The sequence below is a fragment of the Glaciecola sp. G7-5 genome (genome assembly GCF_055808975.1).
Window position 1 is genome coordinate 3850980 of record NZ_CM147892.1, and the last position, 18766, is coordinate 3869745.

Here is an 18766-nt window from a genome sequence, read left to right on the forward strand (position 1 = left end):
AACCTTAAGGTAACACTATGACGCTCTCTATTTTAGCCATACTAAGTGGCTTTATTTTATTGGTTTGGAGCGCTGACCGTTTTGTAGATGGAGCGGCTGCTACCGCTAAGCATTTGGGAATGCCTTCATTACTAATAGGTATGGTGATTGTTGGCTTTGGCACTTCTGCGCCTGAAATGGTTGTTTCGGCAATGGCAGCATTAGACGGTAACCCGGATTTAGCATTAGGAAATGCAATTGGTTCAAACATCGTCAATACCGGATTAATACTTGGTGTGACCGCGCTGATTACGCCAATTATGGTGCAATCTAAAATAGTCCGAAAAGAGATCCCCTTATTACTGTTTATAGGCTTGCTGCTAGGTTACTTTCTCTGGGATGATGCCCTAGCGCGTTTTGAAGCTGTACTTCTTTTAGTCGGATTTTTTGTGTTAATTGGCTGGAGTATCTTTTCTGCCATGAAGGCAAAAGGAGACGCATTAGAAAATGATACGGAACAGGAATTGAACGCGAAAGCCATGCCTATTAAAACAGCCATTTTTTGGTTAGTGCTTGGTCTTACTTTGTTAATTATAAGTTCTCGGATACTGGTTTGGGGCGCAGTTAGTATTGCTCATGTGCTTGGCGTAAGCGACTTGATCATAGGTCTAACTATAGTTGCGCTAGGAACTTCATTACCTGAGCTTGCAGCCTCTATTATCGCAGTCCGCAAAGGTGAGCATGATATTGCCATTGGCAATGTAGTGGGTTCAAACATGTTTAATCTGTTGGCGGTAACAGGAATTGCAGGTGTTATATCGCCCATGCAAAACCTGTCCTCAGATGTTTTATCTCGCGACTGGTTAGTGATGATGGGCATGACAGTAGCATTACTGATTACTGCATATGGATTTAGACGAGCAGGCCGTATTAATCGATTTGAAGGTGCTTTTTTGATAGTTGCTTTTTGCGCATACAATGCTTGGCTGGTCTCATCTGTACTCGGGTAATGTGATAACGATCTTGTAATATACAAATAATCGGCTCACAAAATTTCGATTATTAGAACGCAACAGCTTAAAAAATACTAAATGTCACTGAGTTCATCTTCTGTCTGCTCAAGTAAATACTTTTGCTCAAACTCCAAGGGTTCTAGAGGCCGGCTAAAGTAGTAACCTTGTAACAATATGTCGCCATTAAGCATTAGCCACTCGACCTGCGCTTGTGTTTCTACGCCTTCGGCCACCGTTGTTAAGCCTAAGTTATTAGACAGTTGCATAATTGAACGTACTAAATTCTCGTCTTGTTTATCAACAGTAATGTCGTTAATAAAAGAGCGGTCAATTTTTAATTTATCTACGGGTAAATCTTTTAAATGGCTAAGTGACGAGTAACCAGTGCCAAAATCATCAAGGGAAAAGGTAATTCCCATTTTCTTCATGTTGAGGATTTTCTTGACCGTATCGGCCATGTTGTTTAGCGCCACGCTTTCAGTGATTTCTAATTCGATGCAGGTTGGCGATACTTTGTATTTTTTAAGTACTTTGGACAAGGTTTCAATAAAGTCGTTTCGAGCGAGTTGTTTAGCGCTTATATTTATCGCCACTTTAAAGCCATTAGGCATAATTCCACGTTTTTGAATATCAGCGATATACTCACAAATTTTGTTTAATATACGCTCGCCCACATCTACTATCAGCGCACTTTCTTCTAAGAAGGGAATAAACTCGTCAGGGCTGATGATATCATCCCCTCTTCGCCATCTCATAAGCGCCTCTGCCCCACATATTTCTTGCGTTGTTGAATCAATAACGGGCTGCAAGACAAAGTAAAACTCGTCTCTGAACATGGCTTTCATAATGTCACGTTCAAGCTTTAATAATTCAGCCGCTTGGGTTGCCATTTCATCTTTGAACATGGTGACGCAATTGCGCCCTGCTCTTTTGATTCATACATCGCGGTATCAGCATATTGAAGAATCTCATCAGCATTTAGCTGATTCTTTTTAAATACAATGACCCCAACGCTGGCTGACAAGGCATAACTATGTAGACCTATTTCAATTTCTTTGTTGATACAGCTACGTAGCCTTTCGCCCAATACTTCTGCGCCATTTTTGGCAATATTAATATCGCTCGATACGTTTTCTTCTATACATAAGAATTCATCAGCACCTAAACGAGCTATTAAATCAGAAAAAGCAAATTCCTTACGTAATCTACGCGCCAGTTTTACAATTAACTGGTCTCCTACCGAGTGACTCAAGGTATCGTTAATTCGTTTAAATTGGTCAAGGTCGGCAATCGCCGCTATGCCATATAATTCATCATCACAGTTATCTTCGCTAAGTATTTCGTAGACTTTATTTCTATTTGGCAAGGAAGTAAGCGGGTCGAAGTAAGCAAGAGATTCAATTTTTTCTTCGGCAGTTATCCGCTTGGTGACGTCAGAGGCCGTCACTAGAATACTATGCCCTTCAGGAGTTTTGAATTTAACAAAGGACATTTCCATATGACAAGAAGCACGATTCGCATTTTTCACCTGCACAATTTTGTCATACTGTCGTTTACTTGAAGAAATAAACTCCGTTATAGACTGCATCATGTTTGGATCGACGGGTTCAATAACGTCCTTAGCACTTCTGCCTTTTAATTCGTAAATTGAATAGCCGTAAAATGTTGCCGTGGCTTTATTGGCAAAAACGAAATTAAGATTATTGTCGAGCGAAAATATGAGCGCTGGCGCCGTGTCTAGAATTAAACGAAAACGCTGGCTTCGCTCGGTTAATAGTACCTGTCCACTGGATATTCGAGACAACATATCGTTTGCAGCATTGATGATTAAGCTGAATTCGTTTTTTTCGTGCCCTACTAACTGACTAATTTTTTGCGTTGCAATAGATTTAGTATTCACCCGTTGTAAGCGTTTAGAAAGCCTGATAAGGGGTGAAGCCAACGAATAATGGTATAAAACACCTAATGCAACCGTCAGTAACATATAGCCAAAAACGGCGATACCAAAGGCTCTAATGGCTCGATCATATACCCCCGACAACGCGATATGGTTATCAACAATAATTACCATTTGACCATAGGCTTCGTCTCGACTAGGAGACATCATTTCGCCCGATAATGGGACAATGTCTTTTGAAAAGTTTTCGACAACTAGAGAAAGTACGGGGTTGTAGGAAGTATTGAGATGAACGTTGTCACCGAGTGTTTCTTGCCTAGAAAAATCAGCCATGACGTTATCGTTGTCATCTATGATAGCCACATAACTAAAATAATCGAAGTAAGACAGGCCATTAATGACTTGCTCTGCCATTCTTGGTTCGAGAAGATAAACTGCGTCACTAGCGGAACCTTTTGCAGAGGTCACTATTGAGGCGATTGTGTTTTTAACTTCAGCTTCACGCTCTCTAAAGTCAAATATTGTTTGTACAAAAGCCATCAATAAACCAAGACATACCAGTAAAACTAGCGACCGGACACCTAAGGTAAATGAAAGTTTTCTATTTAGTTTCATAATAACCAATAAAGAATACTATTGGTAAACATCATATATGATGTACTGATCATATTCCAACCTTATGCGCGCAATAAGTTTAATATAGGAATTTAAACGAGTATTTTTGATAAAAATTTAGCAGCTTTGATAACTTGTTGTATGATATCGACAATAGTAAAAAATATGCTATCGAGAATAAGGAAACAGTGAATGTCGGTTGATCCGAAAGATAAAGATTTTGCACCCATTAACGTCGAATTTAATGACCGAATCCCTATGGGGGAAACCGTAAGTCAAATACTAAAAGTACCGTTACAGAGAGCAAAAACAGTAGTGCCCTAAACAATTTAGTACTAGTCCTGGCGCTAATCGCATGCGGTGCGTCTGGCTATTTATTTAGTCTTAACATGCAAAACGAAACGCTATTACAAGAAAATGAAAAGCGCATAAAAACCTTAGAGGATAGGCTTTCTGCTACGGGTGAAGAAATGGGTAATTCAACCGTAGAGCTGCAAGTGAAAGTAGGTGAATTGTCAGCCCGGGCTGAAGAGCTTTGGGAGCAGATGGATAAGCTTTGGGCCTCTGCATGGCGGCGCAACCAACAAGAAATTAAAACCTTAGAGGCTAACTTTAAAAATTTAACGCAAGACACCAACAGACTTGTAAAAGAAATAGATAGCAAAGTGGCTGAGAATAAATCAACTGTCGCCAACTTGCGTCCACGCATCGATGGCGTGAATACTAAAATCAATGCACAAGCCAATGAATTACTCGCTATCACCGTAAAACAAGACGAATATCAACAAAGTCAGGCTAAGCAAAGTGCGACACTGCGCGAGATGACAGAAAAACTTATCTTGCTTGAAAAACGAAATACAACATTGTTGCAAAAGCTACAGCAATTAGAAAAGAAACTAGACGAAGTGGCAAAAAAGTCTGTTTAAGTAAATTTAGACATTACATTTGCCTTTTAAGCAGATACAAAAAAAGCATCCAATGGATGCTTTTTTTATGTCTAACTTCGCTGCTTAGCGACGTAGGCCTAAACGCTTGATAAGTTCTAAATAACGCTGAGCGTTTTTACGCTTTAAGTAATCAAGAAGTTTTCTACGTTGGCTTACCATTCTCAAAAGTCCACGACGTGAATGGTGGTCTTTCTTATGGTCAGCAAAGTGGCCTTGTAATTTATTGATGTTGTGAGTAAGCAAAGCAACTTGTACTTCAGGTGAACCTGTATCGCCTTCTTTAACGCCGTAATCGGCAACAATGCTTGCTATTTCTGCTGTAGTTAGTGACATAATTTCTCCAAAAAAGAATGTGAAACGAGTCCAATCACTAATTCAGACTCGCGTAAAGAGCGCGTAGTATATACATTATTAGCTACAGCGCAAGTGCTTATTGGTATTTATCAATTAAGCAATATATAAAATTTAGTACACCACCACACGTTTTGGTTGTAGCATTTTCGCCTCGTCGACGGTGGCCACTCCTAAAAAGCGATTATTGCTCTTTTGATAGACCCTATATATCTGCTCTGACGGCCATTGTTGGTCAATATTTGACGCTGCATCAATCGCCCTACCTTGCTGAAAATATAGTGTATCTTGCTCGCTAAGCGCCATTATTGGTAAGGACTGTATAGGCGTATCCATTGGCAAGAGTAACTTGTCAATGGCATCAAAGTTTTGCGCTAGCGTGTTGTTAGTTGTTTCGTTTTCACTTATTGCAGTCTGCGGGTTACTCTCTGCGAACACTTTATCTAGCTCATCAAAACTTATCATTTGTGAAGCCTTATAATGTGCGACTTCGGTTCTTCGCAGCACGCTTACATGAGCACCGCATTCAAGCATTTGTCCGAGGTCATCAATAAGCGAACGAATATAAGTTCCTTTAGAGCAACTCACATTTAAAGATAGCTCGTCGCCTTTTAAGCCAAGCCATTCAATACTGTAAATAGTAATATCGCGAGCTGGTCTGTCAATCGTAATGCCTTGACGCGCATAAAAATACAGGGGCTTTCCCTCATGCTTTAATGCGGAAAACATCGACGGAACTTGTTTGATATGTCCAACAAAATGCGTGATAGCCGCTTTTATCTGAGCTTCGGCCACGTTAACAGGTCTGGTTTCAACCACCTCGCCATCAGCGTCTGATGTGTCGGTTCGCTGGCCTAGTTTAGCAGTAACAAAATAGCTTTTATCAGCGTCAAGCAAAAACTGGGAGAACTTCGTTGCCTCACCTAAGCAAACAGGTAGTAGGCCTGTCGCTAAGGGATCAAGTGCTCCAGTATGCCCTGCTTTTGCCGCTTTATAGATTCTTTTAACGCGCTGTACCACATGATTCGACGACACCTCTTGTGGTTTATCTACAAGTAAAATCCCATTAATGAGGCGTCCTTTACGTTTTCTAGCCATCAATTAGTCTTTATCAGTAGTTGCATCGCTGTCGCTTGCATCATCAGTAGGATCATCAACATGCTTTGCTTTGTCTGATGCAACCGCCTTGTTCACCAAAGCAGAAATTCTGGCACCTTCTTCAATCGAGCTGTCCTTGAAGAAATGTACTGCAGGCACATTACGCATTCTTATACGACGGCCGAGCAGTCCACGTACAAAGCTTCTAGCTTCATTTAGCTTCTCAAAATCTTCGTTTATTTTCTCTGCGCTATTGCTATAAAAGGTAACAAAGATTTTAGCATGGGCAAGATCTCGCGATACTTCTACGCCCGATACAGTAATCATGCCTACTTGCGGCTCACGATGTTTAAACTCATGTTGAAGAATACTAGCGACTTCTTTATGAATTTGTTGACCTACACGGTCTGTTCTAGAAAATTCTCTAGCCATTATTTTTCCTTACACTAATCTCTACGCTTGTTTGAAAGAGCACAGTGACAAAAACGGAGGCGCTTGGCCTCCGTCCTACCTACTTAGCTTTACGAGCGTCTATAATTCGCGTTTCACTTCGACGATTTCAAATACTTCTATTTGATCGCCTACTTTTACATCATTATAGTTTTTCACGCCTATACCACATTCAATGCCTTTTTTGACGTCTTGTACATCGTCTTTAAATCTACGCAAGGACTCAAGCTCCCCTTCGTAAATCACTACGTTGTCACGTAGAACACGAATCGGATTATTACGTTTAATTACGCCTTCTGTCACCATACAGCCGGCAATTGCGCCGATTTTCGGTGATTTAAATACGTCACGGACCTCTGCGAGACCAATAATTTGTTGTTTAAATTCTGGTGCTAGCATACCGGTCATCGCTTGCTTAACTTCATCTATTAGTTCATAGATGATGCTGTAATAACGAAGGTCGATTTCTTCCGCTTCAATCATTTTGCGTGATGTTGCGTCAGCACGTACGTTAAAGCCAACAACAATCGCTGACGATGCAGCCGCTAAACTCGCGTCAGTTTCGGTGATACCACCAACACCGCTACCGACGATGTTTACTTTCACTTCATCGGTAGACAATCTAGTCAAACTGTCGGCAATTGCTTCGATTGAGCCTTGAACGTCGGCTTTAAGCACGATATTCAACTCACTGACATCACCACTTTCCATGTTAGCAAACATATTTTCTAGCTTAGCTTTTTGCTGCTTAGCTAATTTCAACTCACGTTGCTTAGTATGACGTTTGCCGGCAACTTCACGTGCTTTACGCTCATCTTGCACAACTAATGCGCTTTCACCGGCAATAGGAACACCAGATAAACCCAGTACTTCTACCGGCGTTGATGGACCAGCTTCTTGAATTTCTTTACCTGATTCATCGCGCATAGCACGTACACGACCATACTCTTCACCGCACAGTAGTATATCACCCGGCTTCAAAAGACCTTCTTGAACCAGCACTGAGGCTACCGGACCACGGCCTTTATCAAGGCGTGATTCAATCACGATACCGCGTGCTGGACCCTCTTTAATTGCTTGTAAATCAAGCACTTCAGCTTGTAAACTAATCGCCTCAAGTAAGTCATCGACGCCCATACCGGTTTTTGCCGATACGCTTACGAATTGATAATCACCGCCCCACTCTTCAGATATAACTTCTACCTGCGATAGTTCGGTTTTTACGCGGTCTGGATCGGCTGACTCTTTATCCATTTTGTTGACCGCGACAATCATTGGTACACCTGCCGCTTTAGAATGCTGTATCGCTTCTTTGGTTTGAGGCATAACACCATCATCTGCAGCAACAACTAACACAACAATATCTGTTGCCGTTGCACCACGTGCACGCATTGCGGTAAATGCGGCGTGACCAGGTGTATCTAAAAAGGCAATTCGACCATTATCTGTTTCAACGCTGTAGGCACCGATGTGCTGGGTAATTCCACCCGCTTCGCCATCAGCAACCTTCGCACGACGAATATAATCGAGTAAAGATGTTTTACCATGGTCAACGTGGCCCATGATGGTAACCACAGGCGCTCTGGATTCGCTCTTGCCACCTGATGAGTTAGCAATCAATTCTTCTTCGAGTGCATTTTCGTTAACCACTTCATATTTATGGCCCATTTCTTCAATCACTAAAACGGCTGTTTCTTGATCAAGTACTTGGTTGATTGTTGCCATCTCACCCATTTTCATCATGGTTTTAATGACTTCAGTGCCTTTAACCGCCATTCTGCTAGCCAAATCACCAACGGTGATGGTTTCACCTAATTTTACAATTTTTTCTACAGGCATAACGGGTTTGTTGAAGCTATGTTTAAGATCTTCACCGGCATTTCTCTTCGACTTCTTACGACGACGTCCGCCTCGTTCAATCTGTGCATCTTCTTCGTCTTCTGCTTCTTGAGCATAACGGTTTGAATGCAAGTGAACTTCTTTAGCCTCGTCTTTTTTACGACGCTCTTCTTCTTCTTTCCAGCGACGCTCGTTTTCTTCCGCTAACTTGCGTGCATCTTCTGCAGCTTGTTTCGCTTCTTTTTCGAGCTTCTTCTGAGTTTCTTCTTCTTGCTGTTTCTTAATACGCTCTTCTTCTGCTCTTGCTTGCGCTTGAGCCGCGCGTTCTTCATCAGTTAAGTTTGAATCAGCAGCTTTGCGTTCTTCGGCTTCTTTCTTGGCTTTTTCAGCACGAGCCGCTCTTTCAGCGTCTTGTTGCTTGCGTGCTTCAGCCGCTTTTTTGGCTTTTTCAAGCGCTTCTGCTTTAGCGCTTTCAGCTGCTTGTCTCTCTTGTTCTTGGCGCGCTTCTTCTTCAGCTTTGCGCTGCGCTTCTTCTTGCGCTAAGCGCTCTAAATCAGCCTCTGAACGTTTAACGTAAGTGCGTTTCTTACGCACTTCAACTTTAACTGCTCTCGATTTACCAAGGCTAATTGTGCTAGTTGTCTTTCGCTGCAGGGTCATTTTTTTAGGTGCTGATGCGCCGTCACCGCCATGCTGCTTACTTAAAAAGTCGAGCAACTTCTGCTTTTTCTTCTTCAGTCACGCCGTCGGAAACAGATTTTTCAATGCCTGCGTCTTTAAATTGCTTTAATAATCGGTCAACAGTCGTGCTTATATCACTTGCTAACTTTTCTATGGAAACTTCTGCCATATCGAATAATTCTCCTATTGACCTATTCTTCGTTAAACCAAACGAGGTTTCTCGCCGCCATGATGAGTTCGCCCGCTTTCTCTTCGGTTAACTCTTCAATGTCGCTTATTTCGTCGGTACCTTGTTCAGCTAACAGCTCTAGGTTTGTAATACCACGGCTTGCTAGTATGTATGCAACATGCTTATCCATGCCGGCTAGATCAAGCAATTCTTGCTGTGGTTCTGCCGACTCTAGCGATTCTTCATTCGCTAGTGCGCGGGTCGTTAAAGTTGCTTTTGCGCGATTACGTAGTTCTTCTACTAATTCTTCGTCTAAGCCTTCTATTTCAAGTAATTCACTTACCGGAACATAGGCAATTTCTTCAAGACTGGTAAAACCTTCTTCAACTAACACTAGCGCAAAATCTTCGTCAATCTCTAAGCCTTCAGTAAATACCGAAAGTACTTTTTGATTTTCTGCTTCATGCTTGGTATTGAGGTCTTCAACCGTCATTACGTTTAGCTCCCACTCGGTTAGCTGACTTGCTAAACGAATGTTTTGGCCGTTACGACCAATGGCTTGTGCTAAGTTGTCGGGTTCGACAGCTATGTCCATTGATTTAGCGTCTTCGTCAACGACGATTGACGCCACTTCTGCTGGTGCCATAGCATTTATAACGAAAGAGGCTGGGTTATCATCCCAAAGCACTATATCAACACGTTCTCCGCCTAACTCACTTGAAACAGCTTGAACGCGTGAACCTCGCATCCCTACGCATGCGCCTACTGGATCTAAACGTTTGTCGTTCGTTTTCACAGCAATTTTAGCGCGAGCACCTGGATCGCGAGCTGCCGCCATAATTTCTAAGGTTTCTTCTGCAATCTCTGGCACTTCTAGTCTAAATAGTTCAACTAGCATGTCAGGGTGCGTACGGCTAATAAATAGCTGTGCACCGCGCGCTTCTGGCTTAATTACGTATAACAATCCACGTACACGATCGCCCGGTCTAAAGGTTTCTCTTGGTAACATATCTTCTCTGAAGATCACGCCTTCTGCATTATTTCCTAAATCAATAATAACGTTGTCGCGGTTTACCTTCTTGACCGTACCGGTAACCAATTCGCCTACTTTACTTTCATATTCAGCTATCATTTGCGCACGTTCCGCTTCACGTACTTTTTGAACAATAACTTGTTTCGCGGTTTGCGTTGTAATTCGGTCAAACGAAATAGACTCGATTTGTTCTTCAACAAAACCACCTAGTTCAATATCAGGTTCATCAACTTGTGCTGCTGACAAGGTGATTTCCGCGAACGGGTTTTCTTGAACAACATCATCAGCAACGACCATCCAACGACGGAAAGTATCAAAATCACCCGTGTCACGGTCGATTGACACGCGCACTTCTATGTTGCCTTCGTTTTTCTTTTTAGTGGCACTTGCTAATGCAAATTCCAAAGCTTCAAAGATTTTTTCTCTGGGTACTTGCTTTTCATTTGAAACTGCTTCTGCTACTAGTAGTATTTCTTTGCTCATTTTCGCCTCATCGCTCTGTTCAGAGCATAATAAGTTTAATCAAATTCTGGAACTAAATTGGCCTTTAATACATTGTCATAAGCCAGTTCAAACTTTTGGTTGTCAACGACTATCGTAAAACCACGGTCATCACAACTTTCTAATACACCCTTAAAATTACGCCTATCGTCTTGTGGCATCTGCAATTTCACGGTAATGGTTTGGGCAATTTGCTGACGATAATGGTCAGGTTTAAATAGAGGTCGGTCCATGCCCGGCGACGATACCTCTAAGTTATATTCAGTCGAAATAGGATCTTCTACATCCAATACTGCGCTCACTTGACGACTTACATCGGCGCAATCGTCAACCTCAACTCCGTCTTCAGAGTCAATATATATTCTTAATGTCGAATGTTTGCCAGCACGAACAAATTCCACACCGACCAATTCGAAACCAACAGCTTCTACTGCTGGCGTTAACATTTCTGTTAGTTTTATTTCAAGTTGTGACAATCCCAACTCCATTTACACATATAAAAAAAGGGCATATAGCCCATTAAGCGTTGATTTTTAGCAATCAACAAATACAAAAAAGCCCCGAACAAGCGGAGCTATCACCTAAATTCGTATTACCACGAACACATTATTTATCCAATAATGGGTAAGTGGTAGAGACCTGAACCTGCGTTAGACCACGCTAAGTATCACGACCGCTTGCACTAACGTTACTTTGTAATGAATTCTTACAGGCAAATTAAGGCAATTGCCTACCTGTACATTCAGGGAGTTCGTTAATTTTCGGGGATTATACTAGTACCGCGACAATATCGCAAACCTTAATAAAAACTAAGTGCTTATAAATAAGCATATAAAAGCGAAATAAACGATAAGCCCGTTTAAAAGCTAAAATGCATAATACATCTTGTTAGGGTCTTTTACTTCAAGCGTTGCTTCTAGCAAGCGAACATCCCCTAAAAAGCGCTATTAGCCATGTGCGGCAAACACTGGCCTGTTGTAAACACTATAAGTGCCTTTTAAGACAAAATTAAAAGTACGCAGCACTGCGCAAGAAAATAACAAATTGAGCTCTTGTGCTGGGATAAGGACCAAGTTAATTAGATATAGACTTTACTGGCGTGAATTTTGCAGATGAATTTGGCAAATATCTGCAAATAAAAGCTATCGCGATACAATGGCGTCGTGATCTCACTGAAACAAAAAAGCTTCGTATGAGTCAACAATACAAACAAGGTTAATAGATAAATGGTAAATACAAAAGGTGATTTAAAAATTAATGGCGAGCAATCATTGTTTAGCGCCCTTGCTAAGTTGCGTCAGATATTATCGCTTTTATTCATTTTACTTTTCACTGGCGAGGCCCTTTCGTTCAATAGCCTTGATTTTAGATATTCAAATAGTAGCGAAAAAACCCGCATTGTTTTTGAATTTCAAGACATCGTTCGATTTGAACATAAGACAAGTGATGATAAATCAACTCTCACGCTTTCAATCTATCATGACAATAAGCTATCACGTATAGATAGCACGATCTTTAATGCTGTAAACTCTGAATTCATCAAAACTATCACTTACCATGACGCCAAAACGACAGAATACGCTGATATTGTTTTTGACCTCCAAAAACAACCTGAAGTGAATATTTTCTATTTGAAACCGATTGAGAATAAAGGATTTCGGATAATAGTAGATTTAATAAAAAGGTCTCGCTTTACTATTTTACTCGACCCGGGGCATGGCGGTGTGGACTTAGGTTCGACCCGCGCGAACACTTTCGAAAAAGACATAAACTTGCATCTTGCTAACTATTTACAAAGCAAGTTATCTGCCTTAGACGGGGTTGAGGTTTTGCTAACACGTAACGACGACCGCTTTTTATATCCCCATGAACGCCCCTCTACACACGATCAAATAGCCGATTTATTTATATCACTACACGGCGATGCAATGAATGCTGGTCAAGATACTAAGGTGTCAGTATGGGTTTATCAAGACGCGTCATCATCAAGCGAGCTTGGACAAGTGTTGGTCAAAAACGAGTCCGAAGCTATTCTTCTAGGGAATGTAGCGGATTTAATCAATAATGTAGACCAACAAGAAAACCTGTCAGCGCAGGCATTAGCTCAAATATACAAGCCCAACACTAAATCCAGTAAGCGATTTGCCAATCTATTGACACGCGAACTAAACAAACGATTAGCTTTTGACGTGGCGTCTCCACAATCAGCTAAGCTTGTGATTCTGGCTAGTACGTCATTGCCTAGCATTCTTCTGAATATAGATAATTTGCATCATTATGAGCAAAGCAGCCAGCAAGAAGACGAAGACCCAAGGGACAACAAAGACAGCTTGCAATATCAGTTATATGAAGCAATCGTCGCGAGCATGAGTGCTTTTAGAAACGGAATCTAAATAAGGCGTTTCTAGCGAGCTCAAACTCGCTTGGTTGTTTGCAACATAAAGGTCTTGTATTCAAGGGTGGTAAATTGTCTATCTAATAAAACCATACCAATAATTGTTGTTAGCATCATGGTAACAGCAAAGCCGTATCCGTAAAACATAGGGCCTAAATTGATACTCAAATGCGCTAGTGCAAAGTTAAGCATGGCCATAAAAATAGTCAAAGCAAGCGCTTCATAACGCTTATCGAGATAATACATTACGTTTAAGATTGCCATCACAACCACTTGTAAACTCACGCCTACAATATCAACATATAATAGGTGTAAATAACTGACGTCAATGCCAAGTAAAATAAGTATGTCTTTCGCGAAGAATAACAATAATACACACGTTATACCCTGAACCTTAAAAATGTAATATATACTCGCCTGACATGCTTCGGTCATATCATTTTTTAAAGTCACTATTTTTTTATAGCTTGCGCCTTTTCTAACGGCTGCATAAAAATTAAGGCATTTATCAGCGAAGTCTGTTTCCATCTTTAACATGAATACCGCCATGCCCGGAACGATCGCTAAATAAGCAATAAAGATCGGCACGTCGTAAATATATGAAGCTTTAAAAAAATCGATGACTCTGTGTGATGTTTCGTCACGAAACCAGAACACAAACTTATCTAGCCACACCCCTAAATTATAGAAAAACCCACAAAAAAGTAAGGAATAAAACGTAGATTTACGATTTAAAAACTCGAACAACACCAAGGTTTTTGGAGGAAAACCGCGCACAATTGAAAAAATAAAAATGAAGGTTAGTATCGCTTGACAAGCAGTGAAAATAAGCATCAAACCAAATAAGGAGTCAGGATTGATAAGGAAGGTCAGTAATACCATCAGCAAATAGCTCGCCATGATGGTAAAGAATATTTGGTAATACTCTTTCATACCACTCAAAAAAATAATCGCCAGCCACTGATTGCATAAAAGTAGAAATGACATAAGAATGGTAATCTTTGTTGGCATGCTGATAGTGGGTGCAAACAAAAGTAAACTGACCGCCACGATAGCGCCAATAACCGTCGTAACCAACATTGCACCAAATAAATTTGCAACGATGCGTTTTTCTTGTTCAGCAAAGATTAAATCTGAAATAAATCGAGTCAGCAATAGCTGAAACAGGCCGCTAATAATTAGGGAACCAGCCATCAAATAAGTGACTATGACTAGAAATTGAATAATCACATCTGCTGATGTACGCATACTGACACTAATCATACCAATACATAAAAGCGCGAGTATCGAAATGACCCAAGGCCCAGAGCCAATAATGCCAGCTAGTCCATAGGCCTCAACAACGGAAAGTAATGAGCGTTTGTTAAGTATTTTTTTTAGTTCAAAGCCTATGCCCGCCATGTTTGGCCTCCTCATAAAGCTTTCGATACGCATTGAACATATCTTTTTCTTCGTAGTAAGTAGTAACGCGGCGACGGCCATTGTCACCGTACTGGCGCCATTTCACAGGGTCAGATAACAATGTTTTTAAAGCCATTGCTTTTTCATTGGGATTAGCAATAGGAACAATTATGCCAGCAGGACCTATGGCTTTATCTTCGTCGTTAGCGCCAATCAACATTTCACTACAAGCACCAACATCAGTCGCAACACACGGCACGCCAGCAGCAAATGCCTCAAGCAATACTAGTGGCTGTGCTTCACTTATCGAACTTAAAATTACTACGCCTAATTCAGGTAAAATTTCAGCAACATTTTGATTTCCCGTGAACTCAATATTGCGCTGTAAGTTAAGACTTTGCACCAATAGTTCACACTCTTGGACATATTTTGGGTCTTCCTCTCGCGGCCCAATCACAAGCCCTTTAATAGTGGGAAAATCTTCAACTAAAGAAAATATAGTCCGAATAAATGTTTTAATATCTTTGATGGGCACAACTCTGCCAATTAACCCAACCACCAATGGAGGCGTTTGTTTTCTGCACTCAAGTGCCTGGTCAAATCGGCGCGTCTTGATACCATTCACGATCACTTGGGTGCGTTGGTCAGGTGCGCCATCTAAAATTTGTTTTTGCTGATAACCACCAAATAAAGAAATGATGTGTTGGGATTGGTGATAGGCTGACAAACCAAGTTGTTCAAAAAAACGAATCCACATTTTTCTGGTATTTTCTATGTCTCGATGAATAGAATGGTCTATCTCACTGTGGCTGTCGCGTATCCATGGCGCTTGTGCCAAATCAATCTTGCGCTCTTTAGTATAAATACCATGTTCGCTAATAATTAAATTACGTTCTTTTCGTTGTTTAGCCAAGGCCCCCAAAAAACCAGCATATCCCGTAGAAATACTATGAAATAATCTAGCATTGGGTAGCTTTCTTGAAATTTCTGCTAATAAGAATATAGGTTGATAAATATTGCGGAATGTCCAAAAATAATCAACAAAAGACTTGTCAACAGCAGTACTTGCGTAGCGCTCCAACAGCACATCCCACGAGGCTTCACTTTTAAAGAAATCATCCAAAGTGAAGCCGCCTTGCACACCTAACTCATTTGAAATCTGCTTAAGTACAGCAGAACTAATGGGGTCTTTGCTGTCGTCGAAATAAGTTAAGAATTCATTCCAGATTTCTGCATTCGACTTGTCTTTAATTAAAGCTCTTCGTTTTTTGCTTTTGCTGTCCAGTGGTTCTAATAAGTAATATTCATCAAAACCAACAACGTTTTCGGGAAACTCATAAAGCTTTTTTGATAAGCGTCGGGGCTTCCACCCAAAAATACAATATAAAAAGTATACTCAGGCAATCCATTTATAAGTTGATGAATCCAGCTTGATACTCCACCTTTTACATATGGATACGTGCCTTCGAGTAACAAGCATACATCTACCGTATCGATAGAAGTCTTAATTTCGCTTGTATTATTTATTTCATCACTCTTGAATTTAATCATGACCAGTAGGCCTTAATCTGCGAAAACTTGTCTGAGTTGGTGTCGGAAATATGACTTAAGTAATTTTTCATTAGGTCATAGCGGCCGGCGTCAAATGCCGCTTCAGCTAAATATGGGGCAACTTGATTTTTATGTATGCCCATAGCAATACATCTTGAGAAGACTTTTATCGCATCAATCGAGTTACCTCGCGCCGTTAGCACACGTCCCAGCAATAGTCTTGCGGCAGTGGTTGGTTTTAATCTTTCGGCTTTAATAAGATAATTTTGCGCATTTTTTAAATACAACTGACGCGCGGCATGTGAGGCAATACCTAAATAGCACAATTCCCAGTATTGTTCTGCAATGGTAAGCGCGTCTACGTGATTATTGTTTTCGTTGAAGCGTTTTTGCGTGTCTACCAGATTTTGATTGATGTCTGTTTCCATTTTTTCAAGCGCAGAAAACGCGAGTAAACGTACATCGTCTGACGCATCGCTTATGGCAATCTTTAGGACCGGTATAGACGCTTTTGCTGGCAGGTGAATTGCTGCTTGTACAACCTGTTGACGTTGATAAACATCATAGTGATGAAGCAAAATACTGTTCATCGAGCCGCCACTATATTGAAACAATGAAAACTCACCAGGCGTGTCGGGTAAGTCAATAGTCTCGGTAATATCCCAAGTGACTGGCTGCGTATATTTAGGCAGGTAGAGTGCCAGAATAATCGCAAAAACACTCCCTAGCGGACCCAAAATAGGAAGAAAAAAGTTGAATATAAAAAAGAAGAAAAGATATCGATATTGATAATGTTCATCAATATATTGTGAAGGTAAGGATAAATAACAAGCTAAACTGATAAACAAAGAAGTGAATAAATGCAAAATAAACAAACATGGCCAGTAATATTCAAAATCTGGCGCATAAAAATAGACTACGGCAATCGCACTTTGCAAAAGTAGAAACAAAATGGCAGCGATTAATTTCAATTTATGCTCCCAAATCTTTTAGTAACTCTTGTATTCGGTCCCAATTTTGATGCAGTGATAAGGGCCCGAGAATATCAATATTCTTGCTATGTTGACCTAACTGACTTTCTAGTATTTTCTCTAAGCGCAACACATATGCTTGGGCGTCAACTAATTCAGTTAAAGGTAATAGCACCGCGAGTGCGGGCATCGCCTCACCTCCATATGTATTGTGTTGACAATTCCAGTACACGTCTGCGCCGCGGCGGTAATCAACCGCGTGTTTCAAGGACATTTCGTATTTACCTGAATGGTCAATACAAATAATAATTGAGCTATCGGTACCAAACTGCTCCATATTTTCTAGCGCGCGAGCAAGATATTGCCTAAACAAGCTTCCTTGGCTTGGCGCGAGACTAGGCGTTGAAGATTCGGGTGAAATCAAATCAGCCGCGTAATTCGCAAGCACCGACATTAACGCAATATTGATTTTAGTGAGCATGAAAAACTTCACTTTCTCGGCCAAAATAACCGCTTGAAGCTGGCCGTTAGTGTCGGTCAAAGGAATGCATAACTGATAACGTGATTGATGCTCTTCGGGCGTAACCGCTTTTGCAATTGACGCTAACTTTTTCGTTTTTAGCATATCTAAGAGCATAGGATCATTTGCATCATATGCATGCTGATTACCAAGTTTAGATAAGGGTTTGGGAACAATACAATTATTCTCAACTTTGTATATGCCAGCGAGTTCTACCCCGCCGGTGTCTCTAAAAATATCCAAAAAAGGATCGGCAAGATTCGCTAGCTCATAATTAGGGTGTTTAGCGGCTATCAGTTGCAATGCTTGCATACTTGACCGTAGATTAACCGTGTCAGATGCGATTTTTTGCTCTAGTTGATCGTGAGAAACTTTTAGTAGGTGGTAGTTTTGAGTAAAGCTATTAAGCTTTCTGGCCATGTAATCATGGTTTAATTTATATTTTTCGGTGTTCTTGTACCACAAATCATGAAATTCACCAGCGCACATAGCACACAAACAAATACCAACCGCGCTCGATAAAGAAAACTGCAAACTATCAAACAACACTTCGCTCATTAACAAAAAGCCAAGCACTGTGACTAGTGCACAAACAAAGCCCTTTGCAAAACCATAGCGAAGTGCAATCAAAAGTGGCCCCAGGACCGGCCACAAAAATACAGACTGCGAAGCTTGAAGTGAACTAGATTCTTCTATCATATACCAAACAAGCAAAGACAAAGCCGCTACAACAAGCGTTTCTAGCCAGGCAAATTTATTTATTTTATAACCAAATAAACGTTGTTGAATATTTTGCACGAATCACCTAATAAAAATATGCGAAGTTGACTAGCTATTTAAGTGATAAACCGTCTATTATATTTTCAATCACTTTGTGACCTGCCGCAGAGACACTTTCACGTCCCCATCCAGCACGACTACCCGACGACTTCCAAAGAGTTTCGCCACTGCTTGCAGAAATTAATTCAAGAGTGATACCAACGGCTGGCTCACCATCTAAACCGGTTTTATAGTGCCATTCTTGTATAGTGCCCGTGAGAACATAGTCGTAAGTTTGATTTGCTAACCACTCTTGGGCTTGTTTACGCTTGGCATTTTCATCTAGCATTGATGCAAGATCTGTTGCTTCATTTGCCGGATACATATCGCTATTAACACCGAGCTTAAACATAATAGAGCTTAAAATTTGTTCAGCTTGTTGTCCTGCCATGGGCGTTGTTGAGTGATTGATTATAGGCATAATTACCCAGCGTGCGTTCTTATCAACGCCCGGGCTTTCGCTTGTTTGATAACTTGCGCATGATGCAAGCATTAGCACTGCACAAACAATTAATAATCTTTGCATTGTAAACACC

Annotated in this window: 17 protein-coding genes and 1 pseudogene; 4 read left to right on the top strand and 14 right to left on the bottom strand. The window is 40.9% G+C overall.

The window, feature by feature from the left end:
- The first annotated feature begins 17 nt into the window (after positions 1-17).
- On the top strand, positions 18-989 hold the full coding sequence (locus AC0L6H_RS16985; RefSeq protein WP_473390369.1) for a calcium/sodium antiporter: 972 nt from the start codon (positions 18-20) through the stop codon (positions 987-989).
- A 77-nt stretch (positions 990-1066) separates the two neighbouring features.
- On the opposite strand, the gene AC0L6H_RS16990 is transcribed toward AC0L6H_RS16985, so the two are convergent.
- Together AC0L6H_RS16990 and AC0L6H_RS16995 are read right to left on the bottom strand one after the other, a co-directional pair.
- Positions 1067-1897, bottom strand: coding sequence for a putative bifunctional diguanylate cyclase/phosphodiesterase (locus tag AC0L6H_RS16990; RefSeq protein ID WP_473390371.1), 831 nt, complete (start codon positions 1895-1897; stop codon positions 1067-1069).
- A complete protein-coding gene (locus AC0L6H_RS16995; protein WP_473390372.1) occupies positions 1855-3429 on the bottom strand; it encodes a PAS domain-containing protein in 1575 nt (524 codons plus the stop codon). Before AC0L6H_RS16995 ends, AC0L6H_RS16990 begins: the two co-directional genes overlap by 43 nt.
- Before the next feature lie 267 nt (positions 3430-3696).
- On the opposite strand from AC0L6H_RS16995, the gene AC0L6H_RS17000 reads away from it, so the two are divergent.
- Both AC0L6H_RS17000 and AC0L6H_RS17005 read left to right on the top strand, forming a co-directional pair.
- Positions 3697-3828: a hypothetical protein gene (locus tag AC0L6H_RS17000; RefSeq protein ID WP_473390373.1), complete on the top strand. Its 132-nt coding sequence runs from the start codon at positions 3697-3699 to the stop codon at positions 3826-3828.
- Positions 3829-3893: 65 nt separating this feature from the next.
- Positions 3894-4430, top strand: a complete 537-nt coding sequence (locus tag AC0L6H_RS17005) for a hypothetical protein (RefSeq protein WP_473390374.1) — start codon at positions 3894-3896, stop codon at positions 4428-4430.
- An 84-nt stretch (positions 4431-4514) separates the two neighbouring features.
- On the opposite strand, the gene rpsO is transcribed toward AC0L6H_RS17005, so the two are convergent.
- The 6 genes and pseudogenes from rpsO to rimP form a co-directional block, all read right to left on the bottom strand.
- The gene (gene rpsO, locus AC0L6H_RS17010; protein WP_473390376.1) at positions 4515-4784 is read right to left on the bottom strand and encodes a 30S ribosomal protein S15; all 270 of its coding nucleotides are present in this window, start codon (positions 4782-4784) and stop codon (positions 4515-4517) included.
- A gap of 132 nt (positions 4785-4916) precedes the next feature.
- Positions 4917-5900: a tRNA pseudouridine(55) synthase TruB gene (gene truB / locus AC0L6H_RS17015; RefSeq protein ID WP_473390377.1), complete on the bottom strand. Its 984-nt coding sequence runs from the start codon at positions 5898-5900 to the stop codon at positions 4917-4919.
- A 3-nt stretch (positions 5901-5903) separates the two neighbouring features.
- Positions 5904-6332, bottom strand: a complete 429-nt coding sequence (gene rbfA, locus AC0L6H_RS17020) for a 30S ribosome-binding factor RbfA (protein WP_473390379.1) — start codon at positions 6330-6332, stop codon at positions 5904-5906.
- Between the two features lie 99 nt (positions 6333-6431).
- Positions 6432-9039 (bottom strand): annotated as a pseudogene (infB, locus tag AC0L6H_RS17025) (translation initiation factor IF-2).
- A 22-nt stretch (positions 9040-9061) separates the two neighbouring features.
- Positions 9062-10555: a transcription termination factor NusA gene (gene nusA / locus AC0L6H_RS17030; RefSeq protein ID WP_473390380.1), complete on the bottom strand. Its 1494-nt coding sequence runs from the start codon at positions 10553-10555 to the stop codon at positions 9062-9064.
- 35 nt (positions 10556-10590) lie between these two features.
- The gene (gene rimP, locus AC0L6H_RS17035) at positions 10591-11049 is read right to left on the bottom strand and encodes a ribosome maturation factor RimP (RefSeq protein ID WP_473390381.1); all 459 of its coding nucleotides are present in this window, start codon (positions 11047-11049) and stop codon (positions 10591-10593) included.
- A gap of 750 nt (positions 11050-11799) precedes the next feature.
- Here rimP and AC0L6H_RS17040 point away from each other — a divergent pair.
- Entirely contained in the window at positions 11800-12966 is a 1167-nt protein-coding gene (locus tag AC0L6H_RS17040; RefSeq protein WP_473390383.1) for an N-acetylmuramoyl-L-alanine amidase family protein, read from the top strand.
- A 20-nt stretch (positions 12967-12986) separates the two neighbouring features.
- On the opposite strand, the gene pelG is transcribed toward AC0L6H_RS17040, so the two are convergent.
- Genes pelG through AC0L6H_RS17070 form a run of 6 tightly spaced genes read right to left on the bottom strand, consistent with a single transcriptional unit; the run spans position 12987 to position 18756 of the window.
- Complete coding sequence (pelG, locus tag AC0L6H_RS17045) at positions 12987-14369, bottom strand: exopolysaccharide Pel transporter PelG (protein WP_473390384.1); 1383 nt, start codon at positions 14367-14369, stop codon at positions 12987-12989.
- Complete coding sequence (pelF, locus tag AC0L6H_RS17050) at positions 14350-15747, bottom strand: GT4 family glycosyltransferase PelF (protein WP_473394567.1); 1398 nt, start codon at positions 15745-15747, stop codon at positions 14350-14352. The genes pelG and pelF overlap by 20 nt, the downstream gene beginning before the upstream one ends.
- Positions 15660-15920, bottom strand: coding sequence for a DUF3492 domain-containing protein (locus AC0L6H_RS17055; protein WP_473390385.1), 261 nt, complete (start codon positions 15918-15920; stop codon positions 15660-15662). Before AC0L6H_RS17055 ends, pelF begins: the two co-directional genes overlap by 88 nt.
- The gene (locus AC0L6H_RS17060) at positions 15917-16891 is read right to left on the bottom strand and encodes a hypothetical protein (RefSeq protein ID WP_473390387.1); all 975 of its coding nucleotides are present in this window, start codon (positions 16889-16891) and stop codon (positions 15917-15919) included. The genes AC0L6H_RS17055 and AC0L6H_RS17060 overlap by 4 nt, the downstream gene beginning before the upstream one ends.
- A 1-nt stretch (position 16892) precedes the next feature.
- On the bottom strand, positions 16893-18209 hold the full coding sequence (locus AC0L6H_RS17065; RefSeq protein ID WP_473390388.1) for a PelD GGDEF domain-containing protein: 1317 nt from the start codon (positions 18207-18209) through the stop codon (positions 16893-16895).
- Between the two features lie 34 nt (positions 18210-18243).
- Complete coding sequence (locus tag AC0L6H_RS17070; protein ID WP_473390389.1) at positions 18244-18756, bottom strand: hypothetical protein; 513 nt, start codon at positions 18754-18756, stop codon at positions 18244-18246.
- Positions 18757-18766 lie beyond the last annotated feature (10 nt).